The sequence below is a fragment of the Streptomyces sp. NPDC089799 genome, from assembly GCF_040684755.1.
Taxonomy (GTDB): domain Bacteria; phylum Actinomycetota; class Actinomycetes; order Streptomycetales; family Streptomycetaceae; genus Streptomyces.
Genome location: NZ_JBFBGR010000019.1, coordinates 55,282 through 68,450, shown reverse-complemented (window position 1 = coordinate 68,450; position 13,169 = coordinate 55,282). Strand labels below are relative to the sequence as shown.

The following is a 13,169-nucleotide window of genomic DNA, read 5'->3' as shown; positions in this document are numbered from 1 at the left end:
AGTTGCGGGTACGGGACACAGCAGTCGCGGGTACGGCGTACGGACCGGCCGTACGGGCCGGGCCCGGCCGGAGTCAGGGGCTGCCGAGGCCGGCCGCGGCAGGGACCTCGGCCGCGGCAGGGACTTCGCCCGCGGCAGGGGCGGCAGCCATGGCGGGGGCGGCAGCCGTGCCGGACTCGGCGCCCTCCCCGACGGTGATCCGCAGCCGGGAGTGGGCCTCGTCGAGGGCCTCGGCGACCCCTTCGGCGGTGGCGTGGCGGGCGATGACGTGGCCCAGCCGGTCGGCGGCGCTGCGCGGGCGGCGTACGGGGGTGCCCGCTGCGGCGGTGACGGTGACCTCCTCGACGCCGGGTACGACGGCGGCGGACGCGGTGCCCTCGACGGCGGTCAGCGGCCCGTCCGAGCCGGCCAGCAGGAACCGGATGCCGGCGTGGCCGTCCCGGTCGGGCACCAGGCCCGGTTCCCGGCCGAGGGCGGCCCGCAGCTGCGCCCGCAGCAGGTCCACGCCGGTGGCGAGGCGCACCAGTTCGGGGATCATCCCGCCGGCCGGGCGGGGGTTGACCTCGACCACGGCCGGGCCGTCGGCAGTCAGCTTCACCTCGGTGTGGGCGGCGCCGTGGCACAGGCCGACGGCGGTGAGGGCGGCCACCGCGGTGTCCGCGGCGGCGCGGGCCGGGTCGGCCGGCAGCGGCGCCGGGAAGACGTGCCGGTGCTCGACGAAGTACGGGGTGCCCGTGACGGACTTGGCGGTGACGCCGACGCGGTGGATGCGGCCGCCGGTACCGAAGGTCTCCACGCTGACCTCCGGCCCGTCGAGGTACTCCTCGACCAGGACGGTGCGGGCCGCCCGCATGCCGCGGGCGTTGACCTCCTCGGCGAGGATGAGTGCGGTCTGGGCTGCGGCCTGTTCCGGGTCGTGGCAGAGCAGGACGTGCGTGGACCCGGAGCCGTCGGCGGGCTTGACCACGCAGGGCAGGCCGGTCCGGGCGAGGGCCGCGGGCAGGTCCGCGGGGTCCTTGACGACGGCGTGCCGGGGCTGCCGGACCCCGGCGGCGGCCAGTGCGGCCCGCAGGGCGGCCTTGTCGCGGCAGGCGGCGGCCGCCTCCGGCGGGTTGCCGGGCAGGCCCAGCCAGGTGGTGAGCCGGGCGACGGCGGGGACGTAGAAGTCGCTGGTGGTGGTGATGCCGGCGATCTCCTCGCGGCGGAACCTGCCCAGCAGGGCGGCGCGCAGCGCGGCATCGTCGTTGGTGTCGCAGCGCAGCACCTCGGCTCCGGTGTCCGCGAGCCCCCGGTAGCGGTCCGGGTCGCCGGTGAGCAGCACCGGGACGGTGTCGAGTTCCCGGGCCAGGTCCAGGGCGATCATGCCGGTGCCGGTGGTGTTGGATTCGACGAACACCAGGTGGCGGCGGAGGTCCGCGGGGGGCCGGTGGGCGGTCCGCGACCAGCTGTGCGCGGTGGCGCCCGGCGGGAGGTCGGCGGGCGCGCCGGGGGCGGGCAGCTCGTGCAGGCGGTGCGCCGCCCAGTGGGCGTCGTCGTAGACGGTGTCGGCGTAGCGGTCGCCGCGGTCGGGCAGGATGCCGGCGATCCGGGTGCCGGGCGGGGCGACGGCCGCCAGGGCGGTGAGCACCCGGTAGACCGAGCCGGAGGTGTTGCCTCCGAACACCTGCTGGTCGCGGGCGAGTTCGCGGGCGGCGGCGAACGCCTCGCGGTCGTTGAGCCAGTGCACCTCGTCGATCAGCGTGCGGTCGAGGTTCTCGGGGAGCAGGCTGTTGCCCAGGCCGCTCTGCAGCCGGCCGGGCCGGTCGGGCTGCCCGAACAGGGCGCTGCCGACGCAGTCGACGCCCACGACGCGCAGGCCGGGCAGGGTCTCCTTGAGGGCGCGTGCGGTCCCGCACAGGGAGCCGCCGCTGCCGACGGCACCGACCAGGACGTCGAGGTGCCCGAGGTCGGCGAGGAGTTCGGCGGCCAGGCCCCGGTAGGCGCCCGGGTTGTCGGGGTTGGAGTACTGGCGGGGCCAGAACGCCCCGGGCAGCGTGTCCATGAGTGCGGCGAGGCGTTCCAGGCGGGCGCTCTGCCAGCCCTGGGCGCCCATGGCGTCGACGATGTGCACCCGGCAGTCCAGGGCGCGCAGCTTGGCGAGGGTGACGGGGTCGATGCGCGGGTCGGTGACGATGTGCACCTCGTGGCCGAGGGAGCGGCCGACCAGGGCGACCCCGAGCGCCATCGTCCCGGAGGAGCTCTCCACGACGGGTGCGCCGGGCAGCAGGTCGCCGCGGCGGCGGGCTTCCGTGAGAATGTGCCGGGCGACCCGGTCCTTCATGGCGAACGGGTTCTGCAGTTCGAGTTTGGCGTACGCCTCGACGCCGCGGTCCGCGCCGAGGCGGAGCCGCACCAGAGGGGTGCCGCCGATCGCGTCGGCCAGGGTGTCGTACAGCATGGTCAGCTCTCCGTGGGAGGGGCGGGGTGGCGGTGCGGCGGTCCGGCGGGGGTCCGGGCTTCGCCGGTGCCGAGGCTGCGGTGGACGGAGACGGCGCCGCCGAGGTCGGCGCAGCCGTCCCGGACGTGCTTGGTCTTCGCGTCGAGTTCGGGGTCGCCGGCGTCGAGGAGGACGCCGAGCACGGTGCCGCTGTGCGCGAGGACGAGGCCGTACCCGCCGACGTCGCGGCCGAGCCGGCGCAGCAGGTCGAGGCCGGGGCGGGGGCGGCGGGCCGAGTGCAGCTCGGCACTGCGGGTGGCGACCGCGCCGACCCGGTGCAGGTCGGTGTCGGCGACGGCCCGGGTGAGACGGCCGAGGAGCCGCGCGTACTCGGCCCGGTCGGCGGCGGGGACGGGGCCGACGGTGCGGTTGTGCGCGACGGTGTCGACCTGGCCGCCCAGGTCGTGGGCGATGACGGCGAGCGGCGGCAGCTCCCCGAGCCGGTGCCGGAGGCGGACCGTGCGGTGGTGGAAGGCGACGACGCCGTCGTGCATCACGCCGTCGGAGGGCTCCACCGCGCGGAGGAAGTCCTCGGTCCGGTGCGGCGGGAAGGTGATGCCGAGGGCGTCCCCGACGGCGCGGACGGTGGCGACCAGGTCGGCGGAGGAACTGGCGAGGCCCTTGCCCTCCGGCAGGTCCGCGGAGATCTCCAGGACGCCGCCGTCGGCCGCGCCGGCCGAGGCGAGGACTGCTTCGGCGACGCGGCGGGCCTTGGTCTTGTGGGCGGGGAGCACCCGTACGCCGGGGCCGGTGCCGGGCGGGGCCGGGCGGAAGGTGGCGGTGGACCAGCGGGCGAGGGGGAAGGTGACGAGGAAGTCGCCGTCCGGCTCGGGCAGAGCGCCCTGGAGGAGCTCCCCGAAGGTCCCGAAGGCGCGTCCGGTTCCCGGGGCGGGTCCGGTTCCGGCGGCGTCCTCGGTCCCCGAGCTGTGCCCGGTCGCGGAGGCGTCTCCGCTCCCGGAAGCGTGCCCGCTCCCGGAGGCGTGCCCGGTCCGGGGGCGGCCGGGTGCGGTGGTCTCAGATGTCGTGGCGGGAGGCACCCTCCACCCCCTCCCGTACGGGACCGGTCAGGCAGCGGTCCGTCTCGGCGGCCCCGTCCAGCCGGGCGGCGGTCCGCCGGGCCCAGGCCGCGGCCAGTTCCGCGTACCCGGCCCGCTGGGCGCGCAGGGTCTCGGCGACGGCGTCCGGGTGGGCGGAACCCGCGGAGGACAGCCGCTCCAGGGCGGCGGTGACGTCGAAGGCCTCGGACAGCAGCCCGCCCGGGTCGGCGGGGGTGAACCCGTGCCCGGCGGCCGCCCGGAGCAGCAGTGCGGGGTCGCCCGGCCGGGGCGGGACGCCCGCCCGGGCGGCCGCCACCACGTACTGTCCGGCGATGACCTGGGCGGTGCGCCAGGGCACCCCGGCGGTGAGGGTGAGGGCGTTGGCCAGGCTGAAGCCGCCGAGGTACTCCCGTTCGCAGACCTCCCGCATGCGGTCGGCCCGGAAGGTGACCCGGCCGAGGACTCCGTCGAGCAGCCGCACGGTGCCCAGGGCCGATTCGACGGCCTGGTGGACGTGCGTGCCGGCCTCCTTCGACACCTCCACGAGGTTGCTGAACGGGGTGTTGCGCTGCCCGAGCAGGACGTCGGCGTGGAAGGCGGTCAGGTGGGCGGTGCGGCCGCGGATCCGCTCCAGGACGGGGAAGTTCTTCTTCTGCGGCATCGCCGAGGAGATCCCGGAGAGCTCGTCCGGCAGGTCGAGGAAGCCGTGCTCGCTGCCGCCCCAGGTGAGCAGGTCGGTGACGAACCGGCTCAGGGTGCTGCCGAACAGGCTGAGCTCCCCGGTGAGTTCGGCGCTCCAGCGGCGGCCCGCCACCGCCGTCAGGGCGTGCGGCTGGGGCCGGGAGAAGCCGAGCAGGCGGGCCATGCGGTCCCGGTCCCAGGGGAGCTCCTGGCCCGCCATGGCCCCGGCGCCCAGCGGGCAGGCGTCGATGCCGTCGTAGGTGTGCAGCAGCCGGCCGAGGGTGTGCAGCACGTGCTCGGACAGGGCGGCCAGGTGGAAGCCGGGGGTGATGACCTGGGCGGCCTGGAAGTGGGTGTAGCCGGGCATGGGCAGGGTGCGGGTGGCGTCGGCGACGCGTACGGCCGTCTCGCCGAGCCCGAGGAGCGCGTCGGCGAACTCGGCCAGCCGCTGTCGGCCGTACATCACCTGGGCGGTGGCCTGGAGGTCGTTGCGGCTGCGGTCCACGTGCCAGTGGGGCACAGGCCGGGCCAGTCCGGCCTCGACGTGCCGTTCGACGGCGAAGGCGATGTCCGAGAGGTTGGCGTCGGGGCGCGCGGTGAGGGTCCGGGGCCCGATGCCGTCGAGCAGGGCGGCCACGGCTGCGGCCTCGGCGGGGGTGAGCAGGCCCATCCGGGCGTACTCGGCGGCCAGGACCTTCTCGACGGCCGTGTAGTGGTGCAGCAGGTGGCGGGACTCGAACGCGAACTGCGGGGCGAGGACCTCCTCGTGCAGCAGGCGTGCCGGGCCGTCCTGGAGCCGGCCGGTGAGACCGGCGGCCGGGGGCGGTGTGTCGCTGTTCACGGGTGGATTCCGATCTGGTGGGGTGCCGGCCGCCCCCTCGGGGCGGCGGCGCGGTGGGACGGTCCGACGGCGGGCGGGCGGTGAGCGGGCGCGCGGCGGGCGGACAACCGGCGGACGGGACCGGAGGCCGCTCCGGCAGGGTCCGAGGGGGCCGGACCCGGCCGGCGACCTCCGGCCGTTCCTCATCCGCCGGGCGTCGCCCGGCGATCCTGGTCGGCGGCGGGAGCCGGGTCGCCGACGGAGGCCGGGTCACCGGCGGAAGCCGAGTCACCGGCGGAAGCCAGATCACCGGCGGGTGCCGGGTCGGCGGCGGCGAGGGCCGCGTCGAGGTGTTCGGCGACGCCGGCCGCGTACGGGGGCCGCACCAGCTCGTAGTGGTCCGCCGCCAGTTCGTGCACGGTCAGCCCGTCCGGGGCGTACGCGGCCCAGCGGCGGGCGGCGTCGCAGCCGGCGCCGGTGCTGCTCTGGAGGAAGTGGACGGGACCGGGAACCGGGGTCGGCCGGTGCCGGGCCGCGGCGCGCACCGCCTCGGCGAACACGGCGTAGTGGTGGGCGAGTTCCTCCGCCTCGGGCAGGGCCCCCGGGTGGCGGCGGGCGGTGTGCGCCGCCAGCGCCCGCAGTCCGGCGGCCGCCGTGGCGGTGCCGTCCGCCGCGACGGCGGCCCGCAGTCCGGCCCGCAGCCCGGCGCGTTCCTCCTCGTCGGGGTCGATGCCGGCGGTACGGGCGAGGTCCTGGTGGAACCACTCCAGCAGGCCGTTCTCGTCCTCGGGGACGCCGTCCGGCTCGGGGTGGGCGGTGTCGAGCAGGGTGAGGGAGGCCGCGGGACGCCCCCGGGCCGCGAGTCGGGCCGCCATCTCCTGGGCGACCAGGCCGCCGAACGACCAGCCGGCCAGGTGAACGGGTCCGGCCGGGCGGGCGCGGTCCGAGGCGTCCGGGCCGTCCGGACCATCCGGGCTGTCCAGGCCGCCCAGGGCGTCCAAGGTGTCCAGGTGGAGGGCGGCCAGTTCGGCCACGGTGCGCGGGCGGCCGTCCGCCCGGGGTGCGGGGGCGGTGAGGCCCAGGACGGGCCGGCCCGGCTCCAGTGCGGCGGCCAGCGAGCGGTAGCACAGGACCTGTCCGCCGACCGGGTGCACGAGGACCAGCGGGGGCAGGTCGCCGCCCGGGCGGATCCGTACGACGGCCGGGGCGTGCCCGGTCCCGGCGGTGGGGGCGCCGTCGCGCAGCAGCTCGGCCAGGCGGGCCACGGTGGGCCGTTCCAGCAGCGTGCCGACGGAGAGTCCGGCGCCGAAGGCGGCGTTGACGCGTCCGGTCAGCCGCAGGGCGTCGATGGAGTGGCCGCCGAGTTCGAAGAAGTCGTCGTGGACGCCCACCGGGCCGCCGCCGAGGAGGTCGGCCCAGAGCGCGGCGAGCCGGGCCTCGGTGGCATCGCGGGGCGGGACCGCAGCACCGCGGCCGGACCGGTCGGCGCCGCCGGTGCGGGGTACGGGCAGGGCCGCGCGGTCGAGCTTGCCGTTCGCGGTCAGCGGCAGTTCGGGCAGGGTGACCCAGGCCGCCGGGACCATGTGCTCGGGCAGTCGTTCCCTGGCGTGGGCCGCCAGTTCGGACGTCACGACCGGCAGCAGGGCCGGGGTGACGTACGCGGTGAGGCGGCCGTCGCGCAGCAGGACCGCGCAGGACCGGACCGCGGGGTGCCCGGTGAGCACGGCCTCGATCTCGCCGGGCTCGACGCGGAAGCCGCGCACCTTCATCTGGTGGTCGGTGCGGCCGGCGTACTCCAGCGCCCCGTCGGGGCGGCGCCGGGCCAGGTCGCCGGTCCGGTAGAGGCGCCGGGGGGCGCCGTCGCGGCCGGTGGTGAGGGGGAACCGTTCCGCGGTCAGGGCGGGGCGGCCGTGGTAGCCGTCGGCGAGGCCGGTGCCCTCCAGGTACAGCTCGCCGGTGACGCCCGTGGGGACCTCGGCGAGGCGGGCGTCGAGCACGTGGACCTTGATGTTGGCGATGGGCCGTCCGATGGGCACGGTGTCGCCTTCGCCGGGCCGGCACTGCCAGTGGGTGACGTCCACGGCCGCCTCGGTCGGCCCGTACAGGTTGTGCAGTTCGACGCCGGGGAGGCGTTCGAAGAAGGTGTCCCGGAGGTCCGCGGGGAGCGCTTCGCCGCTGCAGACGACCCGGGTGAGGCCGCGCGCGTCGGCGACGGCGCGCGGGTCGTCGAGGAACACGTCGAGCATCGACGGCACGAAGTGGACGGTGGTGACCTCCTCGGACCTCAGGAGCGCCCCGATCCGGAGCGGGTCGCGGTGCGCGCCCGGCGGGGCGACGACCAGGGTCGCCCCCGTGATCAGCGGCCAGAACAGTTCCCACACGGAGACGTCGAAGGTGTACGGGGTCTTGTGCAGGACCGGCTCCCCGGGGGCGAGGCGGTAGGCGTCCTCCATCCACAGCAGCCGGTTGGCGATGGCCCGGTGGGAGACCACGACGCCCTTGGGGCGGCCGGTGGAGCCCGAGGTGAAGATCAGGTAGGCGGGGTCCTCGGGACGGACCGCGCGGGGCGCGGGGACGGTGAGGGCGGTGTTCCCGGGCCCGGAGTCCTCGCCGGGGACGGTTTCCTCGCCTGGGACCAGTACGGTCCGGCCCGTGCCGCGGAGCGGTCCGGCGTACCGGGCGTCCGCGACGACCAGGTGGGCCCCGCACTCGGCGAGCAGGGACTCGGTGCGGGCCGACGGGTGGTCCGGGTCGAGCGGGACGTACGCGGCTCCGGAGCGCAGCACCGCCAGCAGGGCCGCCGGGAGGTCCGCGGAACGGTCCATCAGCAGGGCGACGAAGGTGCCGGGGCCGGCCCCGTGCCGGCGCAGGCGCCGGGCCAGCCGGTCGGCGGCCGCGTCGAGTTCGGCGTAGGTGAGGGCCGTGCCGTCGTGGCGGACCGCCGTGGCGGCGGGGGTCCGGCGCACCTGTTCGGCGAAGAGGGCGGTGAGGGTGTGCGGGCGGTCGAAACGGCGGCCGGTGGCGTTGCCCCGCTCGATGCGCCGGTGCTCGGCCGGGGACAGCAGGTCGGCTTCGTGGACCGGGCGGGCGGGGTCGGCGGCGAGCGCGGTGAGCGCGGCCACGTACGCGGCGTGCGCCTCGGCGGTGCGTTCCCCGGTGAAGCGTGCGGCGTCGTAGCGCAGGCCGAGTTCCAGGCGGGCGCCGTCGGGGGTGCGGGAGAACTCTGCGCCGAAGGGGAAGTCGGTGGCCGCCTCGCCGGTCTCCTCCAGCACGGTGAAGGCACCCGCGTCGGCGAGGGCCCGTTCGACGTGGAAGTGGGTGTGGTTGAAGAAGGTCTCGAAGAGGGGGGCGCCGTCGTTGCCGCGGAGGATCTCCGCCAGGGGGAAGCGGCGGTGCTCGTGGACGAGAAGCTCCAGGTCGGTGATCCGTCCGATGAGCTCGCGCCAGGTCTGCGGGCCGACGTTCAGGCGCAGCGGCAGCGTGTTCAGGAAGGGCCCGATGACGAGGTCGCCGTCGGGTTCCTCGGCGCGGCCGCCGACGACGACGCCGGTGGTGACCTCGTCGGCGCCGCCGAGCAGGGCCATCACCCGGAGGTGCGCTGCCAGCAGCAGGGTCCGCAGCGGGACCCGGAGGTCGGCGGCGACGGCGGTGAGGCGTGCGTGCAGCGGTGCCGGGAGCGGACGGTGGTACCAGGTGTGCCGGGGCGGTCCGCCGGCGGGCGCGCTGCGGGGCAGCCTGGTGACGGGTGCGCCGTCCGTCCGGGCGGCCCAGAACGCGCGGGCGGCGGGGTCCGCGAGCGCGGCCCGTTCCAGGGCGACGTAGCCGGCGTAGCGGGACCGCGGCGCGGCGGGGGCGGCGGGGGTGGTGGCGCCCGTCGTACCGGAGGCGGCGGCGGTGGCGGTGGCGGTGGCGGTGGCGTGCCGGGTGTAGGCGAGGGCCAGTTCGGTGAGGAGGGAGCGCTCGCTCCAGCCGTCCATGGTGGCGTGGTGTTCGGCGAGGAACAGCCGGAAGGTGCCGTCGGTGAGCCGCTGGACGTGCAGGCGGACGAGCGGGGCCCGGTCCCAGCGGAACGGTCGTGCGCGTTCGGCCCGGTGGCGGTCGGCGACGGCGGCCTCCCGCGCGTCCTCGGCGAGCGCGCGGAGGTCCTCGAAGGTGATCCGGGGGCGGGCGTCCCGGTGGACGAGCTGGAGGGGTTCGCCGTAGCGGTGCGGGTCGAAGGAGGTCCGCAGCATCTCGTGCCGGGCGGCGAGCTCCGCGACGGTGGCGTGCCAGGCGGCTTCGTCCCAGGGCGCCTCGACGAGGTAGGAGGCGACGTTGTGGTAGACCCGCCCTCCGTCGGCGGTGGGCAGGTCGCTGTGGAACAGCATGCCGGCCTGCAGCCGGGTCATCGGGTAGGCGTCGTCCAGGCCGGGCGGGAGCAGGGCCCGGTCCCGGGGGTCGAGCAGCGCGAACGGCTCCGGGCCGGACGCCGCCGGGGCCGTACGGTCCGCTGCGGGGCCGGCGCCGGCCGCGAGGTCCCGCAGGGTGCGGCTGCGCGTCAGAGCGGCGAGGGACAGGCCGATCCCGCGGTCCCGGGCCCGGGAGAGGACCTGGAGCGAGCGTATGGAGTCGCCGCCGAGGGCGAACCAGTTGTCGTGCGCGCCGACCCGCGGGTGCCCGAGGACCTGCTGCCAGATCCCGGCGAGCGCGGTCTCGACCGGGCCGGCCGGCGGCTCGTACGCGGCCCCGGCGGGCAGGGCGGTGCCGGCCGCGGCCGGGGCGGGCAGGGCCCGCCGGTCGACCTTCCCGTTGGCGGTGAGCGGGAAGGCGGGCAGGGCCACGAAGGCGCCGGGGACCATGTACGGCGGGACCAGCCGGTCCAGATGCGCGCGCAGCTCGGCCACGGCGGGCGCGGATGCGGTGGGGCCGGATGCGGTGGGGCCGGATGCGGCAGCGGGGGCGGATGCGGTGCCGGTGTCGGATGCGGCGCCGGTGTCGAGGCCGGGCACGGCTATCCAGGCGGTCAGCACGGGGGTGCCGGAGGCGTCGGGGGCGAGCCGTACGTGGGCGGCCGCGATCCGGGGGTGCGCGGTCAGCGCGGCCTCCACCTCGCCGGGTTCGATGCGGAAGCCGCGGAGCTTGATCTGGTCGTCGGCGCGTCCCAGGTACTCCAGTTCGCCGTCGGAGCGGAGCCGGGCGAGGTCTCCGGTGCGGTAGAGGCGGGCGCCGGGGGCGGCGCCGGGCGTGCCGTCGGCGGGGAAGCGCTCGGCGGTCAGGGCGGGCCGGTGCAGGTATCCGCGGGCCAGGCCGGCGCCGCTGACGTGGAGTTCGCCGGTGGCGCCGCGGGGGACGGGGCGGCCGTGCCGGTCGAGGAGGTGCAGGGCGAGGTCCGGGATGGGCGTGCCGATGACGCTGCCGCGGTCCGCGCGGGCGTCGTGGGCGGTGAGCGGGCGGTGGGTGACGTGCACGGTGGTCTCGGTGATGCCGTACATGTTGACCAGCCGGGGCGCGGTGTCGCCGTGGCGGTCGAACCAGCCGCGCAGCGAGGCGGTGTCCAGGGCCTCGCCGCCGAACACGACGTACCGCAGGGCGAGTCCGCCGTCCGTACCGCCGGGGTACGGGCCGGAGCGGGCCTCGGACTCGGCGTCTGCGTACGCAGAAGCCTCGGCCTCGGTGTCCGCGGAGGCCTCGGCGTCGGCCCGGTCCAGCTGGAGGAAGGCGGACGGGGTCTGGTTGAGGACGGTCACCCGCTCGCGGCGGAGCAGGCCGAGGAACTCCTCCGGAGAGCGACTGGTGGCGTACGGCACGACGACGAGCCGGCCGCCGTGGAGCAGCGCGCCCCACAGCTCCCAGACGGAGAAGTCGAAGGCGATGGAGTGGAAGAGGGTCCACACGTCGTCCGCGCCGAAGCCGAACCAGTGGTCGGTGGCGGAGAACAGCCGGGTGATGTTGCGGTGGGGCACGAGGGTGCCCTTGGGCCGGCCGGTGGAGCCCGAGGTGTAGATGGTGTACGCGAGGTCGTCCGGGGTGACCCCGCTGTCGGGCTCGGTCTCGGGGAGGCCGGTGAGGACCGCGGCGTCGGCGTCGAGGTCCACGGTGCTCAGGCCGGCGCCGTCCCACAGGCCGCGGGTCTCGGCGGTGCCGACGAGGTGGGCGAGTCCGGCGTCCCCGATGATGCCGCGGATCCGCTCCGGGGGGTTGCCGGGGTCGAGCGGGAGGTAGGCGGCGCCCGCCTTGAGGATGCCGAGGAGGGCGGCGGGAAGGTCGGCGGAACGGGGGACGCAGAGGCCGACGAGGGTGCCGGGGCCGGCGCCGAGGGCCCGCAGGCGGTGGGCGATCCGGTTGGCGGTGCGGTCGAGTTCGGCGTAGGTGACGTGCCGGCCGCCGTCGGTCACGGCCATGGCGTCGGGGGTGCGCCGGGCGTGTCCGGCGAAGATCTCGTGGGCACAGCGGTCCGGGTCGGGGGCGGTGGCGCGGACCTCGGCCGGCGGCGGCGAGGTGAGGGGCCGCTGCTCGGCGGGCGTGAGCATCGGCAGGTCGCCGACGCGCAGGCCGGGCCGTGCCGTGGCGGCGTCGAGGAGGGCGGAGAAGTGGCGGGCGAAGCGTTCGACGGTGGCGTGGTCGTACAGGTCGGCGCGGTACTCCAGCCGGCAGTGCACGGCGCCGCCGGAGCGGACCACGTCGAAGGTGAGGTCGAACTTGGCGGTGGCCGCGGGGGGTTCGACCAGGCGGACGCGGCCGGGCAGGTCCTCGGTGAGGGCGTCCTCGTCGTGGAAGCCGGCGAAGACGGAGAACAGGGGCGAGCCGTCGTCGGAGCGGGCCGGCCGGACGTGTTCCACGATCCGCTCGAAGGGGAGGTCCTGGTGGTCCTGGGCGTCGAGGAGGGTGTCGCGGGTCCGGACGAGGTGGTCGCGGAAGGAGGGGTTGCCGCCGAGGCCGGCACGGACCGGGACGGTGTTGACGAACAGGCCGACGGTGTCCTCGAACTCCTTGCGGTCTCGGTTCGCCACGGCGGTGCCGACGAGCACGTCGTCGGTGCCGGTGTGGCGGGCCAGGGCCACCTGGAGGACGGCGAGGCAGGTGGCGAACAGGGTGCTCGACGTGTCCCGGCCGAGCCGTACGGCGCGCCGGACGACCTCCTCGGACAAGGTGAACCCGTACAGTCCCGCGGTGCGGTGGCCGGGCCCCGGTGCCGGGGCGGGCCTGCGGTCGTACGGCAGCCGGGTGTCGGGCAGTTCCCCCGCCAGCTGCCCGGCCCAGTGGGCGAGCCGCCCGGCGGTGGCGGGGCCGGCGAGGAGTTCCTCCTGCCAGGCGGAGTAGTCCCCGTACTGGAAGGCGGGTTCCGGGAGGGGGCCGCCGGGCCCGTCGGCGTCCCGGTCCGCGAGGAGCTCGCGCACCAGGACGCGGACGGACCAGCCGTCGCCGGCGATGTGGTGCAGGGCGAGGACGAGGAGGGCACCGTCCGGGGTGTGCAGCAGGGCCGCGCGGAAGAGCGGGCCGGTGTGCAGGTCGAAGGGGCGCCGGTACTCGGCGTCCTGCCAGGCCGCGATCTCCTCCGCGGTGTCGGCCTTGTCCTCCGTCCACTCCAGGCGGGCCGTGTCGTCGACGACCTGGAGCAGTACGCCGTCCTCCAGGCGGAAGCTGGTCCGCAGCGCCTCGTGACGGTCCAGCAGGGCCTGGGCGCGGTCGTGCAGCAGTGCCGCGTCCACCCGTTCCCCGAAGGCGAGGAACACCGGCATGTGGTAGGTCGGGCGGCCCTCCTCCGTCTCCTGGAGGAAGTACATGCGCCGCTGGGCGGCCGACGCCGGGAACGCGTTCCCGTCGGCACGGTCGTGACTGGCCAAGACAACTCCCTCGGCGGCCCTGCCATCCCTGGCGCGTGCCGCTCCGACTTCCGATCTCTGTGCGATCACGCTAGGACCGGCAGGGGTGTCCGGATAAGTCACCAATGCCCGGTCCCGGATCCACGTGACACGTGATCGGGGGAACGCACGAGGGCCCGCTCGGGGCGGGCGCGCGGGCCGGCGGGCCCTGCGCGGACCGGGGTGGGGAGGGAGGTGGGGAGGGAGATGGGGAGGGATGTGGGGACGGGGGTGCGGCAGGACGCGGACCCGGGTGCGGACGGGGGTTGAGGGCCCCGCCCGGGTGGAACGTTGGAAGTGATGAGGGTGGGGAG

General features: G+C 76.5%; 4 protein-coding genes. All 4 read right to left on the bottom strand.

Going from position 1 to position 13,169, the window contains the following annotated elements:
- Positions 1-73: 73 nt before the first annotated feature.
- Positions 74-2,437: a pyridoxal-phosphate dependent enzyme gene (locus tag AB0O36_RS21545; protein WP_365112788.1), complete on the bottom strand. Its 2,364-nt coding sequence runs from the start codon at positions 2,435-2,437 to the stop codon at positions 74-76.
- A 2-nt stretch (positions 2,438-2,439) separates the two neighbouring features.
- Positions 2,440-3,513 (bottom strand): kinase, encoded by a 1,074-nt coding sequence (locus AB0O36_RS21540; protein WP_365112786.1) that lies wholly within the window; start codon positions 3,511-3,513, stop codon positions 2,440-2,442.
- Positions 3,491-5,035, bottom strand: a complete 1,545-nt coding sequence (locus tag AB0O36_RS21535) for a lyase family protein (RefSeq protein ID WP_365112783.1) — start codon at positions 5,033-5,035, stop codon at positions 3,491-3,493. Before AB0O36_RS21535 ends, AB0O36_RS21540 begins: the two co-directional genes overlap by 23 nt.
- A gap of 182 nt (positions 5,036-5,217) precedes the next feature.
- Positions 5,218-12,837 (bottom strand): amino acid adenylation domain-containing protein, encoded by a 7,620-nt coding sequence (locus tag AB0O36_RS21530; RefSeq protein ID WP_365112780.1) that lies wholly within the window; start codon positions 12,835-12,837, stop codon positions 5,218-5,220.
- Between the last annotated feature and the right edge of the window lie 332 nt (positions 12,838-13,169).